Source organism: Sphingobacterium thermophilum (assembly GCF_039541675.1).
GTDB lineage: Bacteria > Bacteroidota > Bacteroidia > Sphingobacteriales > Sphingobacteriaceae > Sphingobacterium > Sphingobacterium thermophilum.
The window spans coordinates 28,650-51,802 of record NZ_BAABGR010000035.1; the positions used below are offsets into that span (position 1 = coordinate 28,650).

Annotated in this window: 24 protein-coding genes; 13 read left to right on the forward strand and 11 right to left on the reverse strand. The window is 42.0% G+C overall.

Annotated elements, in window-relative coordinates; genetic code table 11:
* The first annotated feature begins 12 nt into the window (after positions 1 to 12).
* Positions 13 to 1,386 carry a RagB/SusD family nutrient uptake outer membrane protein gene (locus ABD873_RS10790; RefSeq protein WP_345068221.1) on the forward strand — a complete coding sequence of 458 codons (1,374 nt, stop codon included), beginning with the start codon at positions 13 to 15 and terminating at the stop codon, positions 1,384 to 1,386.
* Positions 1,387 to 1,415: 29 nt separating this feature from the next.
* On the opposite strand, the gene ABD873_RS10795 is transcribed toward ABD873_RS10790, so the two are convergent.
* The 4 genes from ABD873_RS10795 to ABD873_RS10810 are packed head-to-tail and all read right to left on the reverse strand — an operon-like array spanning position 1,416 to position 4,090.
* Entirely contained in the window at positions 1,416 to 2,783 is a 1,368-nt protein-coding gene (locus ABD873_RS10795) for an alpha/beta hydrolase family protein (protein WP_345068223.1), read from the reverse strand.
* Entirely contained in the window at positions 2,780 to 3,361 is a 582-nt protein-coding gene (locus ABD873_RS10800) for a hypothetical protein (RefSeq protein ID WP_345068225.1), read from the reverse strand. Before ABD873_RS10800 ends, ABD873_RS10795 begins: the two co-directional genes overlap by 4 nt.
* Positions 3,358 to 3,828 (reverse strand): hypothetical protein, encoded by a 471-nt coding sequence (locus ABD873_RS10805; RefSeq protein WP_345068227.1) that lies wholly within the window; start codon positions 3,826 to 3,828, stop codon positions 3,358 to 3,360. Before ABD873_RS10805 ends, ABD873_RS10800 begins: the two co-directional genes overlap by 4 nt.
* Positions 3,818 to 4,090 carry a DUF2089 family protein gene (locus ABD873_RS10810; protein ID WP_039052693.1) on the reverse strand — a complete coding sequence of 91 codons (273 nt, stop codon included), beginning with the start codon at positions 4,088 to 4,090 and terminating at the stop codon, positions 3,818 to 3,820. Before ABD873_RS10810 ends, ABD873_RS10805 begins: the two co-directional genes overlap by 11 nt.
* A gap of 163 nt (positions 4,091 to 4,253) precedes the next feature.
* On the opposite strand from ABD873_RS10810, the gene ABD873_RS10815 reads away from it, so the two are divergent.
* Positions 4,254 to 4,991 (forward strand): lysophospholipid acyltransferase family protein, encoded by a 738-nt coding sequence (locus ABD873_RS10815; RefSeq protein ID WP_345068230.1) that lies wholly within the window; start codon positions 4,254 to 4,256, stop codon positions 4,989 to 4,991.
* On the opposite strand, the gene ABD873_RS10820 is transcribed toward ABD873_RS10815, so the two are convergent.
* The gene (locus ABD873_RS10820; RefSeq protein ID WP_345068232.1) at positions 4,988 to 6,118 is read right to left on the reverse strand and encodes a glycosyltransferase family 2 protein; all 1,131 of its coding nucleotides are present in this window, start codon (positions 6,116 to 6,118) and stop codon (positions 4,988 to 4,990) included. The genes ABD873_RS10815 and ABD873_RS10820 overlap by 4 nt on opposite strands.
* Entirely contained in the window at positions 6,102 to 7,097 is a 996-nt protein-coding gene (locus tag ABD873_RS10825; protein ID WP_345068234.1) for a lysylphosphatidylglycerol synthase domain-containing protein, read from the reverse strand. Before ABD873_RS10825 ends, ABD873_RS10820 begins: the two co-directional genes overlap by 17 nt.
* 72 nt (positions 7,098 to 7,169) lie before the next feature.
* On the opposite strand from ABD873_RS10825, the gene ruvC reads away from it, so the two are divergent.
* Positions 7,170 to 7,733: a crossover junction endodeoxyribonuclease RuvC gene (gene ruvC / locus ABD873_RS10830; protein WP_345068236.1), complete on the forward strand. Its 564-nt coding sequence runs from the start codon at positions 7,170 to 7,172 to the stop codon at positions 7,731 to 7,733.
* Here the strand turns inward: ruvC and ABD873_RS10835 are convergent.
* Positions 7,730 to 8,773, reverse strand: a complete 1,044-nt coding sequence (locus ABD873_RS10835; RefSeq protein ID WP_345068238.1) for a hypothetical protein — start codon at positions 8,771 to 8,773, stop codon at positions 7,730 to 7,732. The genes ruvC and ABD873_RS10835 overlap by 4 nt on opposite strands.
* 288 nt (positions 8,774 to 9,061) lie before the next feature.
* On the opposite strand from ABD873_RS10835, the gene ABD873_RS10840 reads away from it, so the two are divergent.
* The 5 genes from ABD873_RS10840 (at position 9,062) to ABD873_RS10860 (ending at position 14,295) form a co-directional block, all read left to right on the forward strand.
* Positions 9,062 to 9,532: an Lrp/AsnC ligand binding domain-containing protein gene (locus ABD873_RS10840; RefSeq protein WP_345068240.1), complete on the forward strand. Its 471-nt coding sequence runs from the start codon at positions 9,062 to 9,064 to the stop codon at positions 9,530 to 9,532.
* A 113-nt stretch (positions 9,533 to 9,645) separates the two neighbouring features.
* The gene (mutL, locus tag ABD873_RS10845; RefSeq protein ID WP_345068242.1) at positions 9,646 to 11,523 is read left to right on the forward strand and encodes a DNA mismatch repair endonuclease MutL; all 1,878 of its coding nucleotides are present in this window, start codon (positions 9,646 to 9,648) and stop codon (positions 11,521 to 11,523) included.
* A gap of 14 nt (positions 11,524 to 11,537) precedes the next feature.
* Positions 11,538 to 12,251 (forward strand): rhomboid family intramembrane serine protease, encoded by a 714-nt coding sequence (locus ABD873_RS10850; RefSeq protein WP_345068244.1) that lies wholly within the window; start codon positions 11,538 to 11,540, stop codon positions 12,249 to 12,251.
* 26 nt (positions 12,252 to 12,277) lie between these two features.
* A complete protein-coding gene (locus ABD873_RS10855) occupies positions 12,278 to 13,174 on the forward strand; it encodes a rhomboid family intramembrane serine protease (protein WP_345068246.1) in 897 nt (298 codons plus the stop codon).
* The gene (locus tag ABD873_RS10860) at positions 13,174 to 14,295 is read left to right on the forward strand and encodes an endonuclease/exonuclease/phosphatase family protein (protein ID WP_039052699.1); all 1,122 of its coding nucleotides are present in this window, start codon (positions 13,174 to 13,176) and stop codon (positions 14,293 to 14,295) included. The genes ABD873_RS10855 and ABD873_RS10860 overlap by 1 nt, the downstream gene beginning before the upstream one ends.
* On the opposite strand, the gene ABD873_RS10865 is transcribed toward ABD873_RS10860, so the two are convergent.
* Positions 14,292 to 15,899 (reverse strand): S41 family peptidase, encoded by a 1,608-nt coding sequence (locus tag ABD873_RS10865; protein WP_345068249.1) that lies wholly within the window; start codon positions 15,897 to 15,899, stop codon positions 14,292 to 14,294. The two genes, ABD873_RS10860 and ABD873_RS10865, sit on opposite strands and share 4 nt — an antisense overlap.
* A 139-nt stretch (positions 15,900 to 16,038) precedes the next feature.
* Between ABD873_RS10865 and ABD873_RS10870 the strand changes: the two genes are divergently transcribed.
* From ABD873_RS10870 to ABD873_RS10885, 4 genes are all read left to right on the forward strand, one after another.
* Positions 16,039 to 16,608 (forward strand): hypothetical protein, encoded by a 570-nt coding sequence (locus ABD873_RS10870; protein WP_345068251.1) that lies wholly within the window; start codon positions 16,039 to 16,041, stop codon positions 16,606 to 16,608.
* A 98-nt stretch (positions 16,609 to 16,706) separates the two neighbouring features.
* Positions 16,707 to 18,104: a class II fumarate hydratase gene (fumC, locus tag ABD873_RS10875; protein ID WP_039052701.1), complete on the forward strand. Its 1,398-nt coding sequence runs from the start codon at positions 16,707 to 16,709 to the stop codon at positions 18,102 to 18,104.
* Positions 18,104 to 18,643 (forward strand): fumarate hydratase, encoded by a 540-nt coding sequence (locus tag ABD873_RS10880; protein ID WP_345068254.1) that lies wholly within the window; start codon positions 18,104 to 18,106, stop codon positions 18,641 to 18,643. Before fumC ends, ABD873_RS10880 begins: the two co-directional genes overlap by 1 nt.
* Before the next feature lie 59 nt (positions 18,644 to 18,702).
* On the forward strand, positions 18,703 to 19,656 hold the full coding sequence (locus ABD873_RS10885) for a hypothetical protein (RefSeq protein ID WP_345068256.1): 954 nt from the start codon (positions 18,703 to 18,705) through the stop codon (positions 19,654 to 19,656).
* A 19-nt stretch (positions 19,657 to 19,675) separates the two neighbouring features.
* On the opposite strand, the gene ABD873_RS10890 is transcribed toward ABD873_RS10885, so the two are convergent.
* The gene (locus ABD873_RS10890; protein WP_345068258.1) at positions 19,676 to 20,779 is read right to left on the reverse strand and encodes a toxic anion resistance protein; all 1,104 of its coding nucleotides are present in this window, start codon (positions 20,777 to 20,779) and stop codon (positions 19,676 to 19,678) included.
* 4 nt (positions 20,780 to 20,783) lie between these two features.
* The gene (locus ABD873_RS10895) at positions 20,784 to 21,560 is read right to left on the reverse strand and encodes a hypothetical protein (protein WP_039052703.1); all 777 of its coding nucleotides are present in this window, start codon (positions 21,558 to 21,560) and stop codon (positions 20,784 to 20,786) included.
* Positions 21,561 to 21,680: 120 nt separating this feature from the next.
* Here ABD873_RS10895 and ABD873_RS10900 point away from each other — a divergent pair, with 120 nt between their 5' ends.
* Positions 21,681 to 22,694, forward strand: coding sequence for an acyltransferase (locus tag ABD873_RS10900; RefSeq protein ID WP_345068260.1), 1,014 nt, complete (start codon positions 21,681 to 21,683; stop codon positions 22,692 to 22,694).
* 58 nt (positions 22,695 to 22,752) lie between these two features.
* Here the strand turns inward: ABD873_RS10900 and ABD873_RS10905 are convergent, their stop codons facing one another.
* Positions 22,753 to 23,127 carry a DUF3127 domain-containing protein gene (locus tag ABD873_RS10905; protein ID WP_039052704.1) on the reverse strand — a complete coding sequence of 125 codons (375 nt, stop codon included), beginning with the start codon at positions 23,125 to 23,127 and terminating at the stop codon, positions 22,753 to 22,755.
* Between the last annotated feature and the right edge of the window lie 26 nt (positions 23,128 to 23,153).

Genomic DNA, 23,153 nt, shown 5'->3' on the forward strand with positions numbered 1-23,153 from the left:
AAATTTACTGTCATGAAAAATATACATAAAACTATCATATACACTACACTGACAGCTTCCTTGCTGTCAGGAGCCTGCAGCTCAAAGTTGGACATAGAACCAAAACAATCTATTTCTACTGAATTAGCTCTTTCTACCCCCTCAGACGTACGAAATGCTCTTATCGGTGCCTATACCGTAATTGCTGAAGGAGCCCTCTACGGGACCAACCTTATCATGGTACCAGACCTTTATTTCAACTCCAATTATGTTGGATGGACAGGAACTTTCTCCTCTTACAGAGAAATCTTCAACCATAATATTGTCAATACCAACGAGGAGGCTTCCCGCACGTGGACACATGCTTATGAAGCTATCAATATCGCGAATACCGTGCTGTCTGCATTGGATATCATCAATGATCCGGATGAAAAAGATGAAATAGAAGGAAGAGCTTTATTTATCCGAGGTATAATGCATTTTGAGCTGGTACGTCTGTACGGCATCCCCTTCGACAATACGGGTTCCAACAACGGTTTGGGAGTACCTATCATCACCCAAGCAGTCAAATCGGTATCGGATGTAAATAATTCTGTAACTAGAAACTCAGTAGCGGAAGTTTATACGGCTGTAGAAAATGATCTTACCACAGCAATTTCCAAACTTCAAAATTCATCCCACCTCTATGCTGCTCAAGGTATGTTGGCTCGTGTCTATCTGCAGCAAAGCAAATTCCAACAGGCCCGCGACATGGCACATGCAGTGATAAGCAGTGGCGAATTTTCATTAGCAAGCAACCTGGAAGCTCCTTTCCGTGTGAAAAACTCCTCCGAAGGTGTCTTCGAAATCCAACAGACCGAACAAAGCAACGCCGGCTCATCCAATGACGGACTAGCAACATTTTATTCGAGCTATAAAAATATCACCGGAGGCAACGTAGGCCGTGGAGACCTCAACGTCTCGGCAGCATATTATAACTCTCTGGATGATAACGACAAGCGCAAAACTCAGATGATTTATGATGGTACTGGCCAAAAGTCAGGTTATTTTTCCAGAAAGTGGTATAATTACTATGACAACATCCCTGTGGTACGTCTTACCGAACTGTATCTCACCCGCGCTGAATGTAATTTCCGTCTAAGTACCAATGTAGGAGATTCACCTCTAAACGATATCAACACTCTTCGGGAGCGGGCAGGGCTGTCACCTCTAATGACACTGACATTAGAAGACATTCTCAACGAAAGGGACATAGAGTTGGCTTTCGAAGGCTATAGATTACACGATTACAAAAGAACCAAACGCTCCATAGGAGCGGTAGCCTGGAACGACCCTAAACTTGTTTTCCCGATTCCTTATCGTGAAATAGTGGTAAACCCGAATCTTCAACAAAATACAGGATATTAAATAAAAAAGAGGGCGATACGCCCTCTTTTTTATAATTCCTTAATCCACCTGACTATATCCTCCATTACCTTCTCATGAAATGTCTCCTCAAGCTGTGCATACTCGGACACCTTTCCTGTTTTGGCTCTTTGGAACAGATGGTTAAGTCCTTCATATTCCTTCAATACGGTTTTCGTATTTTTAGGAAGAAGGTCGTAATACCCCTTTAGATTTAACGTAGACGGAACTTGTAAGTCTAAAGTGCCGAATGCTCCAAAGACAGGAATATGTATGTCTTTGATAAAATGCTGTGGATTGATACGTACGAAATAACGATACGCCGGTGCAAGCATGGCCAACACTTCCTTTCGCAGCGCAGCATTAGCGTCTACCTTATCTGCAATATTCATATTTTCAAGGAGCTTCTGATAGGCTTCTTCTGTTTTCAAGTTACTCTTTACCACTGCAAAATTTTTTCTATTAATTTCTCGAGCCTGAGCTAGCTGTGCTTCGCTCATCCCTTCTGCCTTGCCTAAACTGTACAGCTGTTCTACCAAAAGCTCATCAATAGGAATACTTGGACCGGCAAGCGATACAATGAACGATAGGTTAGGCACGCCTTGCGCCGCTAACAGGGTAGCTATAAGGCCTCCTTCACTATGACCTATAATACCCACCTTATGGATGTCTACATAGTCCTGCTGCTTCAGGAAGTCGAATGCCGAAATAGCGTCCTTGCTAAAATCTTCTATCGTACTTTGGTCAAAAGAGCCTTCACTCTTCCCTACACCTCTATCGTCGTAGCGCAACACGACAATACCGTTTCGCGAAAGATAGTCCGCAAGTACCTTAAAAGGCTTATGACCAAAAAGAGTCTCGTCCCTATCTTGCGCTCCTGAGCCGCTAAGCAATACTACGGCAGGATATTTTCCTTTACCTTTCGGTTTGGTAACTGTTCCTGCCAATTTAATCTGTGAATAGGAATTATTTATCGTCACATCCAAGGTGTCATAAGCATATGGAGGATGTGGCGTCTGATATCTATTTACTTTGGGAGCTTCCATCATCTTCTGCTCACTGCGGCTCAGCACCACAGGAATCGTAATGCCATTCTGCGAAAACGTCCCTACCAACTTATGATCACCCTGCACCTTAAGCCCCAACGCTATGCCCATACTGTTCTTGACAACGACGGAGTCTCCTTTTACGACAATATCAAAGGGAATACCATAAGCTCCCTGGTCGGGGCTATCAGCCTTCGCTGTATATGTTCCGTTTTCTTCCTGTATATGCAAAACAAACTTCAGCTTTTGAACACCAAAGTCCAAATTGCCAAGCCAGCTGCCTACAATAGATTGCGAATATCCTACACAAGATTGCAATACAATAAATAATAGTAATGTTAAATATCTTATCATACAAATGGATTTATGATTTGCAACAACGTATTGACCACTAATCCTATAATAACCACAAGCAGCCCATCCCATTTCTGCTTACTGTTAATCGCAATTTTCATACCTATTATGAGCCAATAGAAAAAGCCAACAATCAACAATAGCGACAGCCCTCCGAAAATTAAAAGGACCAATAGTTCTTTCGTCGGTAACGCCACCACATCCAAGCTATTATGCTTCATAAGAGACTCCAGCTCAGAAAGGGATTCCTTAACAATAGGCAACGTTGCCAAATAAAGTGCAACGTACATGGGAATATGGCTCATCAACACCACATTAGAAACATCTATAAGCCTAGATTTTCTGTAGCGTACCTTGGCATAAGCAAAATATACTACAATATTTACCGATAAGGTTATTGCTACATTGAGCAGGGCACCAATGATACTCTGAGGATAACCGTGAACAATTTTCAAGGAGCCGAACAACAAAATATCAGACAGAAAAGAAACCAGCACCGTGAGCAACGCAAAAATAACTCCCGTAAAAAGGAGCAGCTGCTCCGAAAAATATTCGAAAGGGTTTAACCACTTTTTCATGCGTTCCTATCGTTTAAGATTTCGTTGATAACCAACATCACCTCTTCCGGCTTTTGTGTTCCGACCAAAATCTTCTTGCCATTTTTCAATACCAGTTGCAGCCCATATTTACCTTTGGTTGTATAGGCCACCCCACCGAAGCTGACTCTATACCCCCAGCCACCATATTCTAATGCCGAATATTTTCTCACGTAGGCTTCCTGCACATCCTGCCAGGCAATAAGCTTCTGACGAATGAAAGGCATGAAGCGGATAAGAATACCCTGCTCATCAATCTGCGTTTTCAGTCGCATCCATACAAAAAGACCTATTACAGCCAATATCAATACTACAGAAACATACGAAGCTTCTTTTTCGGTCGTATCAACAAAAAAAGGATATGCGGCTAATATCACCAACACCGCAAAAAGGATATACAACCAAGGAGCAAAAAAATTCTGTTCCTCCGAAAAAAACTTATTTCTCATCTTGCAGTTCTTTTACTTTTATTATTAAATCATCCAATTTATTGCGAACCGTAGGATAACTCTTACCCATTTTGTTCGCCATTTCCTTTAAACTTCCTGAACTCAACAAAAATTCTATAATAAAATCTTGTTCTTCCGCTGAAAGCTGCATAAATAAAGGCATATCATATTTTCCCATCACCTCCGTCTCACAGTTCTCACAACGCAATTTGGACACCACAAGCCTTGCATCGCAGCTAGGACACTGTACTGGTAACTTCATATTATCTCAGATTAATCTAAACAAATATAATAAAATTTTTAACAATTTTAAAACAACATTAAACATTGTTAAAACAAAACTTCAGATTACACAAGAAATATCTCAGATTCTGCAGTACACCGTAATATGTTTATATTTGCTAAATTTTAATTTGCAGCAAACGATGAGAAAGATTTTAGGATTTATATTGTCCCCTATTTTTTATATAATGTTTGGTTTATTTCTTTTAATATTCCATCCTATTCAATGGATATGTCTTAAATTAGGGGGATATAGCGCACACAAAAAAAGCGTTGACATTCTGAATTACTTTCTCACCTCCTGCAACTACATTTTATTTAACAAGGTTACTTTTGTAGACAACAAAAGTCTGCCACTGAATACGCCGTTAATTTTTGTAGCAAACCATCAAAGTACCTACGATATTCCGGCTATGATTTATTATTTGAGCCGATTTCACGGAAAATTCATCTCCAAAATAGAGCTTGCTACCGCCGGAATTCCGAGCATTTCGTTCAACCTCAAACATGGTGGAGCAGCCAATATAGACCGTAAAGACCCGAAACAGTCTATCGCTGAGATATTGAAACTGGCCAACAACATGAAACAAAAGAATTGGTCTGCTTTCATCTTTCCGGAAGGCACCCGAACCAAGACAGGCAAGATGAAGAAATTTAATGTGGGAGGTATAGCTACTTTGTTGAAGAAAAACCCTAAAGCATTGGTAGTACCTGTAGCAATTACCGGATCGTATGAGATGGTCCAATACGGTATGTTCCCCTTAAGACCCTTCACCCCTTTAAGATGGGAAGTGTTAGCCCCTATTGACCCTGAAGGAAAAACCGTAGAAGAAGTTGTACAGCAGGCGGAAGATGCTATACGCGAAAAGGTTGAAGGTTAGTGTACCTTTCTTCCTTTCCAGTTATATTTTCCCGTATTGCCAGCTACGCCGATATACACCAAATAAAAAGTGTGTATCACCGAAAGAAAGGGCAAATATTTCAATAGTTCCGTACGCTGTGCAAAACGCAATACCGGAATCATAAAGCAAAGCTCCACAACAATCTTTAAAACGAAAGAAGTAAGTAGAAGCCAGTTAAGCTGCGATAGCAACACAAAAAAAGTTACCAGCGAACCTATCAAAGCTAAATTAAAAAGCCATATAGCTACCCCTAAAGCAACTACCTTTTTGTCTTTGTATTTGGTGCTCTTCGAGGCCCAGCGCTTCCGTTGGCTGATAAAGGACGCTAGGTCCGGCTTAGCATCTGTGAAGACCACAGCATCACGAGACTTGCAAAAACCTATTTTATGAGCATACTTTTCCGCAACCTTGTGCAGAAAAAGCTCATCATCTCCAGAGGCTAGGTTGTCAATTCCCTTGAAACCTCCCATTTCAAAAAATACGTCCCTGCGATAAGCTAGGTTTGCGCCATTGCAGGTAGTAGGGTTGCCATTGCCTATTCCCGCAGCTCCCAACCCTATCAGATATAGAAATTCTAAGGTCTGTAGTTCCTCGAAAAAAGATTTCTCTTCGGAATATATTACAGGAGAAGACACAAGGTAACTGTCATGCTCTTCAAAATACTGCATCACCGTCTTCACCCATTTAGGTCCCATGCGACAGTCGGCGTCCGTAGTCACTATAATTTCTCCCGAAGCCGCATCAATTGCTTTGGTAATAGCATATTTCTTATACGAATTCAGCTTGTCTCCCACCCTTAGCTGCAAAAGTTTTACACCCTGCCCCGCATAAGAGCGGACAATTTCTGCAGTACGATCCGTTGAATGGTCATCCACAACAATCAGCTCCAACAAATCTTGAGGGTAATCCTGCTGCAGGATACATTCTATCGTCCTGCCGATATTTTCTTCCTCATTACGAGCTGCAACAAGGATAGAAACTTTCTTTGAAGGCTGCGATTGCGAGGTAAAATAAGGTAACTTGGACCACCCTTTACGTAAGTAAAGCACGATCAATACATACACGCAAGCACTTATAATCAGACAAATATTAAGAATCTGTATCACCGAAATAATTTACATTCCAAACAAAAACTGACCCTATGATTGCGGGAAGGATCAGATTGACAAACCATATGAAGGATACAATGGCCATGACCGCCAGCTCCTGCGTCGTAATATACGCATATAGATTACTTGCCACAAAGCTACGTACACTGAAATCAAAAATATCCAAGGTTGGCAATGCTGACTGCACAAAAAACAAAATAAATATCATCATCACCATAGGGAAAACAGGCAGCTGCGGCAACATCACCACCATCAGAATAATATACTGAGAGGTAAAGATTATAAAGCGTGTGAAAGAAATGAACAGCACCACGGCAAGCTGTCTTAAGGACACTGCCCTCAACACATCAAAAAAAGGCTGTATCTTCTTCAGCCACCGAACCTTGCCCACCATATAGTCCACCCAATGCACATTAAAATAAAGAAACACAAAGGCTAAACCATAAATAAATGCCAGAAGCCATACTCCAAATTTTACCGCGGTAGGAGTGTCCAGAAAGGACGATACAAACCAAGCTATGGCTATTGCTCCAAAAAGGCTGGTCAGCACCAGCTGTGCAAACAACCCTACTCCCATGAGCACCGCACCCCGCGCCCTATGCGAGGGCTGCAAAAACAAAACCCTACCGCCGTACTCTCCTATCCTGTTCGGCGTGAAAATGGCCCACGTCAGTCCACAAAAGACAGACTTCACAGCCTTCCACAAACTGATAGCTTCTACCTCACGCACCAGATAATGCCACTTCACCACTTCAAAAAACCAATTTAGAAACATCAGGAAAACTACAATTCCAATAGCCCAGTAAATTTCCGTAGAATCTATTCCTGTAATAAGTTTTTTGAACTCCCTTAAATTCTGTTGATTGCTGACCTTCTCGTAAATAAACCAGAACGCCAAACCGACAATTGTCAATTTAAGTCCATAATTGAGATATTTCTTATTCTGTCTGCTCAACATGACGTGTTCTGGTCGCACAATTTTAGCAATTATTTTATGGAATTCAATTGCCAACACAAAAATGCGTATTTAAATATGTAATTTTGCTTCATGTTGAAACTAAAAGCCAAAGAGCGCATCATACTAGGAATTGACCCGGGAACGGTAGTGTTGGGGTATGGTGTGGTAATAGAGATTGGCAAAAAGGTGCAGCTGCAGACCTTGGGCGTGGTAAAATTAGGACATCTGGACGACCATGGACTTAAATTGCAACGTATCTTCAAAAAGGTACTTGCCCTCATCGACGAATACAAACCGGACTGTGTAGCACTAGAATCTCCTTTCTACGGTAAAAACGTGCAGGTGATGTTAAAACTAGGACGAGCACAAGGTGTGGCCATGGCCGCAGCACTAAGCAGAGACATCCCCATTTTCGAATATTCACCTCGCAAAATCAAGCAGTCGGTCACTGGCAACGGTAACGCCAGCAAAGAGCAGGTTGCTGCCATGTTGCAGACACTTCTCAACTTCAAGGAAACCCCCGAATTTCTGGATGCTACAGACGGTCTTGCCGTGGCCGTATGCCACTCCTTCCAACAAAATTCGACCACAGGCAACAAAAGCTATTCGGGATGGGAAGCCTTCGTCAAAGACAATGAGGACCGCATCCGTTAGATTTTCACCGAACGGATCACATTTTTGACATTAAGCTCCACAATATCCGTCATGGTCTTGCAGCGATAGTACGAATCGTCCTTATAAAACTTAGCATACCCCTCTCTCAACATGCGGATATTCTCCGGAGTAGAGAGCTGCTGCTCTCGTGAGGCATCCCGCAAATCTTTGATACGATGTCTTTCGCTACGTACCCTATGCACTATCGACGAACGCTCCTCCTGTTGGTATTGCAGTACAGTCTTCTCGTTGAGATGCTCCATACATAGCTTCACATAAGGGAAACATTCTTTGAAAAACTGAGGCATATAAACTTTCGGATTGCCCTCGTAAAACTGCTGGTCAAAGTCTATTGCACGTATGCGAAACTGGAAATCGTCAAAATCGGGAGTGATCTGCATTACAAAATTGTAAGCCCTCATATCCCCCAGCAAGGCTATGGTACATCGCTCGTTGAACTTAACAAACTCCTTAGCGATACGCGTAGGGTTATAATCCGGATTTTTCATCTGAGACTTGCAGAAAAGATCTCCCGGAATTCCAACAATATGTTCTTCCACTAATGTTTCGAAATCATATAGATAATTTACCTGGTTGGGTGATAAAATTTCCTCCAGCTCCAGCCCATAAATACGTGAAGCATCCGCCTGCTTGATATAAAAATAGTCATATACATCGTTCAGTCTGTTGATGATGCGTACACGGAAAGGCCGCGTATTGCCGAAAGCACAATACTCGATTCGGTCAATAATCTTGTGCTGCACGATACGCGTGTTGCCCGACGCTTTAAGCTTGGCATAAATCACCTTGAGTCCGTCATACAGTTGATCCTGCAAATAAGGCGGATACAGTGGCGTTTCCCACAGCGTGTCATTGCCGTACTTATCGATAACCGGAACCGTCTCCTGAAAGTTCAGCAGGTCGAAATACGAGATAGGCAGCTTAGCCTCCCGCTGATAAAGCCTCAAATATTTGGCTAAGCCCGGACTCACCGGATAAATAGGTTTTTTACGTGAAATGACTACATCCCCAATTTCCATAATTCCCCCTTATCTAACCTTATGAATTCTATTATATGGTCACTATATATAAATATGACAATTTTTGTTTGTTTTTAATCAAAATTGGCGAATAAAATATCAAAATTTGTTACTAATTTTGTAAAAGAATCAGAAGATGTTACAGTTTGAGGGATGATGATAGAAGAGAAAGATTCGACGGGACGCTACAAATCAATTATAAATCTAAACAAAAAAGACTTAAGGTTTTATTTGACATATTAATCAGCTGTTGTCCATATCAATAGCCAGCTGTAAAATTTGAATTCTATGGAAAAAAATTATTCTAACTACGATTTAGACAATCTTGATATTCAGATTCTATCTATATTGATGCAAGATGCGTCAATTCCATACACAGAAATCGCAAAAAAATTAATCGTTTCTGGAGGAACCATCCATGTCCGTATGAAAAAAATGGAAGAGATGGGCATCATCCACGGCTCGAACCTTATCATCAACCCGCAGAAAATCGGATTTGACATTACAGCGTTTTTAGGTATTTACCTAGAAAAAGGCTCTCAATATGCCGATGCTGTAGAGCAACTTAAAAACGTGAAAGAAATCGTAGAGCTACATTACTGCACAGGACAATACAGTATGTTTGCTAAAATCATATGCCGTGACACAGCACACCTTAGAAAGGTGCTAAATGAAGATATACAAAGCCTTAAAGGCATTCAGCGCACAGAGACTATCATCTCCTTGGAAGAAAGTATCAGACGTCAAATCACTTTATAGTTTTTTAGGACATCCGTAACAAAAGAAGGCAACGGAATGTTGCCTTCTTTTATTATTTTAATATGGCCACCAATAAAGGCAGAGCCTTTAATTTTTTGTAACTTTGTGTTTGTATGTCGGATATCATTCAATTACTTCCTGAAGCGGTTGCTAATCAGATAGCAGCGGGAGAAGTGGTTCAACGGCCAGCTTCAGCTGTCAAAGAACTGATAGAAAACGCTATTGACGCGGGTGCGGATCGTATAAAAGTCATCGTCAAAGATGCGGGAAAAACATTATTGCAGGTAATAGACAACGGCTGTGGAATGAGTGTGACAGACGCCAGACTTTGCTTTGAGCGTCACGCCACCAGTAAAATCCGCAAGGCCGAGGACCTTTTCGCCATAAGAACGATGGGTTTCCGTGGTGAGGCGATGGCCTCCATCGCCGCCGTAGCACAGGTAGAGCTAAAAACACGACGTGTCGAAGACGAACTGGGCACCGTCGTACAGATCGAAGGCTCAAAAATCGTCAACCAATTTCCGGAAGCCGTGCCAGCCGGAACAAGTGTGGCAGTAAAAAACCTTTTTTACAACATCCCTGCACGACGCAATTTCCTGAAAAGCAACTCCGTGGAACTACGCCACATCATCGACGAGTTCCAACGGGTAGCATTGGCACACCCCGACATCTTTTTCAGCTTACATAGCGACAACAACGAGCTCTTTCACCTTACTCCGGGAACACTGAAACAACGTATCGTCCACATTTTTGGAAATAACTACAACCAAAAACTGGTTCCTGTGGAAGAAGATACGAGCATCATCAAACTCAAAGGATTTATCGGTAAGCCGGAATATGCCAAGAAAACTAGAGGAGAACAGTTTTTCTTTGTCAACGACAGGTTTATCAAAGATCCGTATCTTAACCATGCGGTCATGGATGCCTACGAAGAGATATTGCCGCCGGAAACTTATCCGCTATATATCTTATTCATCGACATTGATCCTGCAAGGATTGATATCAATGTCCATCCTACCAAGACAGAAATTAAATACGAGGACGATAAGGCTATATATGCTATCATACGTTCTGCCGTCAAACGTTCGCTGGGACGCTATAACATTACACCCTCATTAGATTTCGATCAAGATACCAGTTTCAGCCAGTTTATAACAACAAAACCGCTGGAAGAGATTCAAGTTCCAACCATCAACTTCAATCCGAATTTCAATCCGTTCGAAAATGAGGTTGGTGCACTGAAGTCTAAATACACCTCTCGCTCGTACGACTACAGTTCCAAATTTGAAAGAGAAGCTGTCCCACAAAACTGGGAATCGCTATACAAAATCACTGAACAAGCAGACCAGATACAGCTGCCCCTGCTTGGCGATGATCTCTCTACTGAGGATGAGACATCAGCAGAACCTTCGGTAGAAATAAAAAAGAATTTCTTCCAGATCCATAACCGTTATATCATCACGCAGATACATTCTGGAATGATGATTATTGATCAGCAGGCAGCACACGAAAGAATTCTCTTCGAGCAGTATAAAGAACAGCTGGTCAACAATCAGGGAAGCAGCCAACAGAGCCTCTTTCCTACGACAATAGACCTTTCGGTGGCAGACTTCGAGCTGATGAACGAAATCCTTCCCGAATTACAATCGTTAGGATTTCAGCTCCGACCTTTCGGAAAAACTACTTATATTGTAGATGGTATTCCAGCAGATTTGGGGAATAACATTAACGAAAAGCAGATTATCGAGCAGCTACTGGAAGATTATAAACAGAGCCGAGCAGAGCTGAAAGTGGACAAAAGGGACAACATAGCAAGGTCCTTAGCAAAAAGTGCTGCAATCAAGGCAGGCACCCCCCTGGATAATGATGCTATCGCCGAACTTATTGACAGACTGTTCGCCTGTGAAAGCCCTAACGTGTCAATTCACGGAAAGCCGACGGTAATCACACTGACACTCTCAGATTTGATGGAAAAATTTGATAAAATTTAGATTTTGAAAAACCGATGAACAACATATTAGGAAATTTAACCCCTGTAGCAAAAAACCTTCTTATTCTAAATATCATTTGTTTTGTGGGGAGCATTATCTCGCCACAGGCATCACGCTTATTAGGGGTTTTCTATCCGGATTCTCCATTTTTTGAAGTATGGCAACCCTTTACGTACATGTTTATGCATGCCAACTTTTCTCATCTTTTTTTCAACATGTTTGCTCTGGTGATGTTCGGTCCTATTATCGAAAGTATGTTCGGATCCAAGCGTTTCCTGCAATATTACGTCATCACGGCATTGGGAGCTTTGGTACTCCAATATGGCGTGCAAGCCTACGAGGTCTACAGCATCACCGGAACATTGCGGGCCTCGCAGTTTCTCACATTTGACTATTTTGCTGGAACTATAAGCACTAATCTGTCACTTAGCCAGTCGGATTTCGATACTGTAGCTTCTATCTACGCCACCAGCATCGTTGGAGCCTCCGGTGCAATTTTCGGATTGCTATTGGCCTTCGCCTATTTTTATCCAAACATGCCGCTTTTTCTGATGTTCATCCCTATCCCTATCAAAGCAAAATATTTTGTCACCGCATATATCCTTATAGAAATCTACTTAGGATTCAATTATTCCGGTTCATCGATAGCGCACTTGGCTCATGTGGGCGGCGCCCTCTTCGGCTATCTGATGATAAAAATATGGGGCTTTAGAAAAGGTTATTACTAATAATTAATCAAAATAAGGAGGGAATTATGAAGGAAAATGTTTTTAAATCTTTCGTGAGAGACACCTTTGTTCTCAACCATTCTGTAATTCCCTATTTTATTACCATCCAAGCGGTAGGATTTGTATTGCTCTGCATCTTCGACCTGTTGACATTTTCCGATATTACATCGCTTAATATCTATAGTTTTATAATAGAAAAATTAAGCCTGCCTAACAATTTCGGTGATTTCATTTCCCAGCCTTGGTCTTTAATAACTCATATATTGGTATATGAAAGTCTTTGGGCTCTACTTTTCGACTGCCTATGGCTCTACTGGGTGGGCAACCTATTCTTAAACCTTCTTAACAAAAGGCAATTCAACACGGTATTTTTCGGAGGATGGCTATTGGGAGCTATTCTGTATGTGGCTATCGGAAGCACCAATTTGACCCAGCAAAACACCATGTGGAGCAGCTCTGCCTTCGGGATTGCGGCATTGATAAGCACCTTGGCTATATTGATTCCCAACACCACGATACGGTTATTTCTAATAGGCAATGTTCGATTTAAGATTGTGGCCATAGCGTATCTGGCATTAGAAGCTACCTATTACTTTTTTATGGACCTTACCGCCTTGGCAACACATATAGTCGTCATCCTCTTGGGAATTCTATTTACCTATCAGTTGGAAAATGGCCGTGACTGGAGCAAACTTTTTGCCCGCCGAAAACAAATGCATAAAAATACCGCTGTACAGGACGAAGATTTCATTTATATAAAATATCGGACACCCGTTTATACCAACAATAAAAAGAAAAAAGACGAATTTCCTGATCAGGAACAAATCGATCAAATATTGGACAAAATTTCGCTGTATGGCTATGAAAGCCTAACTTCGCAAGAAAAGGCTATACTCTTTAGGGCAAGTAAAAAGCAAAATTAATGGCAGACAGCTCGTATTTACGTAAGAAAAAGCTCGGCTACTTCAGCAAAACCGTGTTCACCGCAAATATTTTTGCTGTGCTGGCACTGCTGTTGAGTTATGGTGCCTCCTTCATCGACCCTAAAAGTTTCTGGCCTTTGGCCTTTTTCGGTTTGGGATATCTACCTATCCTGCTCATCAACGGTGGATTTATCGTCTACTGGCTGCTCCGCCGCAAACGCTTTGCTCTTGTGAGTATCACCGCCATCCTATTAGGCTGGCCGCTTCTCATCAAACATATAAATTTCAGAAATGACAATGAAAAAATCTTGGTGAAAGCCGATTCTGTTTTAAGGGTGATGAGCTACAATGTACACCTTTTCCAACGATATGATGACAGCAAGGATAATTTCCGTGCCGAAACCATAGAATTCATCAATACCTTGAACCCAGATATTGTATGTTTTCAGGAGTTTTATAGCCGTCTGCGAGGCACCAAACAGTTCACAAAAAAACTTAAAGAGAAAGGTGATTTCGAAGATTATTACTTTGAACCCTTCCAACAAAATGACTATGAAGGATATGGTCAAGCTATATTCTCCCGATATCCCATTATCAACAAGGGAACGATCACGCAAAACAGCTTCGGCTTAAACCGCATCATCTTTGCCGATATAAAAAGAGCCGGAGACACCATAAGAGTCTATAACGTACACATGCGGTCTTTTGCACTACAGGATGAAGATAAAGACTTCATCCAAAAGTCTCCTTCTGAGCAGATGAAAGACGAGAAACAGACCATCCGTCTCGGCCGTAAGCTCAAAAGGGCCTTTACCAGCCGCAGCGAACAGGCCAAGACACTCCTAAATCATATCCAAAATAATTGCCCTCACCGCTACATCATCATGGGAGATTTCAACGATACCCCTATGTCATATAGTGTCAATCTGGTGAGTAAAAACATGTTAAACGCCTTTGCGGAAAAAGGTTTCGGCTGGGGAGTGACACATTTTGGAGTCCTTCCCATCTTTCAAATCGACTATATCCTTGCCGACAAGAAACTGAAAGTAAACGATTACGGAATCATCAAGGAGAAACTGTCTGACCACTACCCTATCTGGGCGGACCTATCCTTGCATTAAGAAGGTCTTTTCACCTGAAGTATCTCTAAAGACTTATCGATAAAGTCGTCATATCGGTTTTTCACCTTGAAATAGGCCTCCCTACCAAAGTAATAGCGGGCTACAATAGCTTCAATATCAGATTGTATCAGCTTCAATAAGTCCTTTTTCTTACGCTCGGAGACCATCAGCCCTCGCTCGTTGAGATAAGCGATAAACTTGTCGTACTCCTGCTGCGGTAACCTATATCCCTGAAGAAAATTCTCTATAGAATAGGCCGGCGACCTTTTGGTGAAACGCTCGTAAACAAACTGCTCTACCAAGCTGGATTTCAAAATATCCTGATACAGCAAGCTCACCGCATTAGAGTCTACCTCTACACGGACATCGGGATTGATGCCACCACCACTCAACAGCTGCTTGCCAGCCAAAGTCTTGAAAATCTCAGCCCCCGTATAGGTGGTATCCAAAGTCCACAACCCTCTGTACATGGTAACATAGTTCATCATGTTAGACCAGTTGGCTGTATATTTTCGCTGTATAGAACGGCCTAATGGCGTATAGTAGCGGGCGATACTCAAGTTGATACGAGAACCGTCTAAAAAGTCGAACTGTTCCTGCACTATACCTTTGCCGTAGGACCTGCGCCCCACGATGGTAGCTCTATCCCAATCTTGCAGAGCGCCGGCAACAATCTCGGAAGCCGATGCCGACGACTCGTTGATTAGCACCACAAGCTTGCCATCAGCAAAGACACCCTTGCCATCGGAAAAGTATTCCCTACGTGGCTCATGCGCCCCCTTGGTATATACCAGCAATCTTTTATCGGCAAAAAACTCGCTGGCAACCTTGATAGCGATATGGAAATAGCCTCCCCCATTGTCCCGAAGATCCAAGATCAGCTGATTAGCACCCTGCTTTTTAAGTTCCAACAAAGCTGTCCTAAACTCTTCCGCCGTCTTGAGTCCGAAACGACGTAGCTTAACATACCCTGTACGAGGTTCCAGCAAGTAGGACACATCGATAGAACTTACGTTGATCTGATCCCTACGTACTTTGAAAAGCTGGTTCATGTGCAGGCTATCTCTATACACATAAAGGTTAACGACAGAACCTTTAGTACCACGCATCAGACGATCCACGACCTTCTGTCCTATATTTCTTCCGGCAATCTGTGTGGTGTCAATCTTGGTGATGCGATCACCTACACGCAATCCAGCCTTTTCCGCTGGGCCGTTGCGGACAAGGCCCACGACCATCAACGTATCGTTGAGATTGAAAAAATCAAGACCAATACCTTCGAAAGTACCTTCCAGCACCTCATTTTGATTTTTGGTCTCATTCGGCAGCAGATAGCTCGAATAAGGATCCAAATGGGAAATAATATGGTTTATCGCTCCATTTTGAAGAGAGTCCAAGTCTAGGCTGTCCACATACGAGTTGGACAGTAAGTCCAAGACCTGCTGAATTTTGTACGAGTTATCAGACAGTCCTATAGGCACTAAAGAAACCCCTGGGTTGTTATTCTGTTGGTCCACATAATTCTGGCCAAGAATAAGTCCAAGCATCAATGTAGCGGCATAGGTTGCTGCCACAAAAATATTTCTACCAGTACCCTTCTGCATGGAAAGTAATTGCGAAAGCAAAAATAAGAGTTAATTCAAATTCTTTTACAGATATTTCAATATTTGTCGAAACAAATTGTATTCCAAATTCTTTATTATCAATAAATAATTGGTCATATTTGAAAATTAATTGACAACCATGCACGAGATAGAACCTTTCTACAACTGGAGACATGACTATATTGCAGCGGAGGACAAAAAGTCGCCCTTCTATGGCACTATATATAACGAGTTTGAATTCGATAAGCAGGTATACAACTACTTGTTGCATCCCCAATGGGATGACTTCGGCTCACAGACGCTATATCTGAAGGTTCTGTTCGCAGATTACGACAAGCATTACGCCATCATCGAATTTATCGGCGAGTGGAACGATGCCCTCTACAATGACATTATGGTCCTCAAACGTGAAGTGATTGACCTGATGATCCAAGAAGGAATTACCAAATTCATCATTATCGGTGAAAACGTGCTCAACTTCCATAGTTCGGATGATTCCTATTACGAAGAATGGTTTCACGACATCGAAGACGGCTGGATTGCTGCGCTTCACTTCCGTGACCACGTCGTGGAAGAGTTCCAAAGCCAAAACATAGATTATTATATCAATTTCGGCGGATATCTCAACGAAATTCCATGGCGTACGCTGAAGCCCATACAGCTATTTCATCACGTGGAACAGTACCTCCAACGTCGCCTCGGAATGTAAATTGACAAACAAACAACATATTTTTGATACACTTGAATTCCCTATTCCATATAGAATTCAGTAACTTTGTCACATAAAAGAAATAAAACTTTACTAACATGTCATTCAGAATAGAAAAAGATACTATGGGTGAAGTTCAGGTGCCTGCAGACAAATACTGGGGAGCACAAACCGAACGTTCACGTAATAACTTTAAAATTGGTCCTGCGGCATCCATGCCGAAAGAAATCATCGAAGCTTTCGCGTACCTTAAGAAAGCAGCAGCATATGCCAACTGCGACTTAGGCGTATTGCCTGTAGAAAAGCGCGACGCCATCGCTGCTGTCTGCGACGAAATATTAGCGGGTAAGTTGGATGACCAATTTCCATTGGTAATCTGGCAAACAGGTTCAGGAACACAGTCCAACATGAACGTTAACGAGGTTATCGCTAACCGCGCTCAAGTGTTGGCCGGCCGTAAAATCGGAGTGGATGAACCTATCTTGAAACCTAATGACGACGTCAACAAATCACAATCTTCTAACGACACTTTCCCTACAAGTATGCACATTGCTGCCTATAAAGCTGTAGTGGAAAAAACCTTGCCAGGAGTAGAAAAGTTGCGTGACACCCTACAACGCAAGTCGGAGGAGTTCATGCACGTTGTAAAAATCGGCCGTACACACCTTATGGACGCTACTCCTTTGACTTTGGGTCAGGAGCTTTCAGGCTATGTAGCACAGCTGAACTACGGCATCAAAGCCGTAAAGAACACGTTGTCACATCTTTCGGAACTGGCTCTGGGAGGTACTGCCGTAGGTACAGGACTTAACACTCCTAAAGGCTATGACGTGTTGGTAGCTAAATACATCGCCGAATTTACAGGATATCCTTTTGTGACAGCACCTAATAAATTCGAGGCTTTAGCTGCTCACGACGCTATCGTTGAGACACACGGCGCCTTAAAACAACTTGCCGTATCATTGAACAAGATCGCTAACGACATCCGTATGTTGGCATCAGGCCCTCGCTCAGGTATCGGCGAAATTTTGATTCCTGAAAACGAGCCGGGTTCTTCCATCATGCCGGGAAAAGTTAACCCTACACAATGTGAAGCATTGACTATGGTCGCTGCTCAGGTGATGGGTAACGACGTCGCTATCACTATCGGCGGTACGCAAGGTCATTACGAGCTGAACGTATTCAAGCCATTGATGGCCGCCAATTTCTTACAATCGGCCCGTCTTCTAGGTGATGCATGTGTGTCGTTTGAAGAACACTGTGCTTCAGGCATCCAACCGAACTATCCTCGTATCAAAGAATTGCTTGACAACTCATTGATGCTGGTAACAGCCCTAAATACCAAAATCGGCTATTACAAAGCTGCTGAAATTGCTCAGACAGCACACAAAAACAACTCTACATTGAGAGAAACTGCTATAGCATTAGGATATGTTACTGCTGAGCAGTTCGACGAATGGGTAAAACCGGAAGATATGGTTGGAAATTTGAAGTAATGAAACACAACTTTTCAAACATATATCATTTTCATAAAACATACCTATCTCTTCTGATAGGTATGTTTTTATTTGCTGTGGTAGGGTGCCAACACAATTCCGACATGCAGTCTGAAGGGGTAAAAGAACTGCAAGGTGTCTGGGTGCAGGATTCCGTAGCGAATCAAAAGGCACTACTCTCCTACACCTTACATACTTTCACCTTCCGTTGTGATTCCCTCTATGTCACGATGGACGTCCATGCCAAGAAGAAAACCATTCCCGATTCCTGCTACAACAACGGCAACTGGAAAGAGTACGCCAAAGCCGTCTACGTACAGCGTGGCGACAGCATCATCGTAGAAGGAATCTACACCAAAGAAAACGGCAAACAGAAAATATCAGGATGCTATAAAAACGGCCAATATCTTCCGCGCTTTAAAGTAGTGAGCCTCTCCAAAGATACCGTAGTACTACAAAATAAATACGAATCTACACCTATTACTCTAAGAAAAGTTCAGGACATCACTTGCGTCCCTAAAAAGCGCTGGGAAATGTAAAAAGCAAATTCAAATGCTGAGAATTTTTAGCATCTTTATTCCAAACTAACCAATCATCAATGCATAAAAGCCTTCTTATCTTTTTTTCACTGTTGTTCAACTTCTGCTATGGACAATTAGGTGTCGATTCTACAACTAGGGTGAACCTTATCACTTACCTTTCCAAAGGTGACACGCTGAAATACACCGTCGTAAAAACTGTTACGGACTCTTCTACCACAAATCAGCCTTCTAAAAGTGAAGTAACATTTGACTTCACCATCACTGTGCGAGACTCCACGGATAGCAGCTATATCTTTTCATACTCACGAAAGTTAGAGTCACTGATGCCTGAGTTGATGAACCTACCCATTAAATTACAGAAAAGCCTGACAGCGCTGACAGACCTCCAGATAGATTACGAAACCGACGAATATGGTTGCTTCAAGGCAGTACTTAATACCGAGCAGCTTACCCATAAATTCGAGCAGCAAAAAAGCACTGTACTGGAACTTATCAATCAAATCGACCTACAAAAAGATTATATCGATAAAATGGAAGAAGTAATAAACTCCATCGAAGCGGAATCCCTTATTTCTTCCTACACACAGGACATCTTGGCCTTACATTATGCTCTCGGAAGCTCTTTTATGATTTCCGATACCACAGCCTTCGATGAAGACATAAACATTCCTATTTTCGATATTCCGATGAGCTTCTCCGGAATTATATACTGCGACGAATACGATAGTGAAAACAGCTTTATATCTTTTATTGAGGAGAAAAAAATAAACGGAGATTTCAGAAAACAGATGCTCGACCTACTTCAAAGTTTATCTTCCGATCAGGTAACTGCCGAGACGGAAGAAGAGATTAAGAAATTAGATATGGACCTATATTTGATTAACAATTATCAGTACAATACTTCTTACGGTGTTCCGCTTTATATTTCGCTGAATAAGGTAGTGTATGTGAACAGTGAGTTAGGTAAGCATAAGAGGATAGAAACATATAACATTTCATTGATAGAATAAAAGCCGCTTAAAGCGGCTTTTATTCTATAAGTCTTGTCTCATCAGAGGATTTAAGTAGATGTTGTTTAAGCTCATTCTCCGACTGAAGGAGTTCTTGCTCTACGACCTTTCGTTTCTCGCGTCCTTCGCGCTGAATCTGCAACACCTGTTCTATAGTCTCTATGATGTCGTTATTGGCCTTTTTAATGGTTTCAATATCCACGATACCACGTTCCGTCTCGCGTGCTACATTGACCGTAGAATCTTTCAGCATCTCAGAATTTCTGCGCAACAGCTCATTGGTCGCATCGGTTACGGCCTTCTGTGCTTCAAGAGCACGCTGCGCATGTGCTATCCCTAGGGTCAACACCATTTGGTTTTTCCATAGCGGAAGGGTATTTACTATGCTGGACTGAATCTTTTCCATCAACGAGGAGCTGTTGCTCTGTATCATGCGTATCTGCGGAGCTGTCTGCAGCACCACCATGCGCGTAAGCTTAAGATCATGTATCTTACGTTCGAAACGTACAACCTGCTGCTCCATGTCCTTATAGGCTTGAATCTTGTGCTGGTCTCCTGACTCTTCGGCCTCTTTCTTCAATTGAGGTAAAATGACATTGTGCGCTTCCGCTAGTTTCTCTTCTCCAGCAGCTATATGCAAAGAAAGATCCTTGAAATAATTTTGGTTTTCTTCAAAAAGCTTGTCGAAGATGTTAACATCCTTAAGCAGATTCTTATAATGTCCTTCCAGCTTAAGTTCAATTTGATGGATATTTTTTTCCACGGAAGCATATTCTGTCCGTAGTCGCTGTATTTTCTTCTTCATGGAGTCGAAGAAAGGAATAAGAGGCTTCTTGTTGAGCTTCTCATCAAAAGATTTTATGTTGGAACGCAGATTCAGCAGGATATCTTCCGCACCTCCCATATCTTTGGTACGCACCTGCTTTAATATCTCGTTAGCAAAGTTGCTTACCTTCACCTGACTCGCCGTTCCGTATTGTATGATGTCTGTAGTAGATTGTAAGTTTATCTTTTCTTTATATTGTTGGATTAAGGCCTTCTCTTCATCGGTGAAGTTTACCTGCACATCCTGTCCTTTCTCTTCATTTGGGTCGTCGTAAGTAGTCAAATCCATGATGCTCATATCATTAATGGTTAAGTAGTTTTTTATTTTTCAATGTTTGCAAATAGACATCGGTCTCAGCCGAAACATCCAAAAGTCTATACTGAATTAAGGTCGTAATATCTTGTTCTATTGCTGCGGAAGCCTGCACCAAGACAGATTCCAACTTGTTCTTCGACTCTATGGTAATTGCATTATTAAGACTCGTGTTTTCCAGATCGTGATATTCCCGCAAGATGTTTACTACCGTACCATGACGCACCAAGAACTTTTCGGCTTCCTGCATGTCCCTTTGCTCGATAAGCTGAAATAGGCGCAAGATCTTGTCTATATGCATCTTCAAGGTGGTATTGTGTATGACTTTCTTGTAAAACACCAACTTCGTGACGAAGGTTTGCGGTGTCTCTATTTCTACGGTGGACAGTGCTAGACGACGTTGTTCCGCTATGCTATTGATCCATGTTAGGGGGCGTATTTCCGCCATCTCCAGCCGCTGCAGATAGGGCTTAGACTGCCTCAGCAGTAAGCCATTACCAACAATATAAGAAGCAATATAGGCACAGACCATAGCCAGTAAACCCGAGGACATGGCTCCCGCAAAATAGAAAAATCCATAAATGATTCCACACTGAACAAATAACAGCAGCCAAGCCAAGAAATACCAAGAGCGAACCTTGCTCTTGGAAGCTTGCGACATCATGACGAAAGGATGTATTGGAGGCACAAAAAGCAAAACGGATAAAAAAGTCCATTTCAGCTTACTAAGCTCCCAGCGTTTACTCTTATTTGTCGCAAATCCCATGTACGTTATATTTTATTGACAGTTCTAAAGATAATCATTTACAACGATTAATCCACCTGTTTACTAGGGTTTTAACAGAAATATTCACTTTTATAATTCAAGAATCGATAAATTTACATAATGACACCCCAAAACAACGCTATAAGTTATACGCGAGCCGTAGCCACCGTATTTGTCATACTGATTCATGCCAGCACGGGATTCCTCAACCGCTTTCATGCGGAAGGGTTTGACTGGAATTTTGCTAACTGGATTAATGCGGCCACACGGTGTTCCGTTCCGCTCTTTGTTATGATTTCCGGAGCACTCCTCCTGTCCAAAGAAGAAGAAACCTTCTCTTTCTATAAGAAAAGGCTTCCCAAATTGTGCTGGCCTTTCGTCTTCTGGACCGTCATCTATATGATTTATTATTTCTATCGATACACGCATTTCTCAACACTATCGAGCCAAAAAATCATTGCCATCATTCAGGATAAAATACTACATGGAGCAAATGCACATCTCTGGTTTATGTATATGATCATAGGAATGTATCTGGCAATTCCCTTTGTTAAGAAGATCGTTCGCCAAGCGTCCCTGCGTGAGATAGAGCTTTTCCTTGTATTGTGGGCCGTAGCCATGTTCATCACCAACAAATTTTATTATCCCTATACCCCTAAGATTGACATATCTTTCTTTTCGGGCTATATTGGCTATCTCATCCTAGGCTATTACCTCAGCATAAAAGATTTCAAAGTAAAATTCTGGTGGTATCTGTTAGGATATGTAGCTATCTTAATTTTTACGGCAGTGATGACCTATATGTGGAGCTCGCAAGAGCGCCAGTTTAACCCACACTGGTATAATTATGTCTTTCCAAATACAGCCTTAGCTGCAATATGCCTTTTCATGCTGTTGCAAAAAACCGTATCCCAAGATAGAACTTTACCGCTCTGGGTACAGCTCACAGACAAATACAGCTTCGGCATCTATCTAGTACATATTCTTCCATTGAACTACATACATCCCATGCTATCAAAACATATGAATACACTATGGGTGATTCCTCTAGCGACATTGCTTACGCTGCTAAGCTCTATAGGGATTATCATCTTGTTGCGTAAACTGCCTTACGGTAAATATGTAAGCGGATAAAAAAACAAAAGCTACCCCAGGCGGGATAGCTTCTTTATTTCAAAAATTCAGGTCGCAATTAGAATGGTAAATCATCGTCATCCGCACCCGAATTGCTGATGTCTACCGGTGCCGGAATGTTGTCTGCATAAGAAGGCGCCGACGCTGCTGTATTAGCCAACTTGGTTACTCTCCATGCTACCAACGAATTGAAGTACGTTGTCACTCCTTGTGGATTAGTCCACGGACGACCACGAAGATTGAACGATACTTCTACCTCATCTCCTACAGCCAAATTATCAAAAATGCTAACTCTATCTTGTGTTGCTTCAAATCTGATATACTCTACAAACTGTGGGTTTTCTGCGTAAGCAACAATTAAATCTCTTTTCTTGAAAGTCTCAGTAACCTGTTGTACAGCACCTATTTCGTGAACTTTTCCTCTGATTTCCATATCATTATTCGTATTAAACTGTAAAA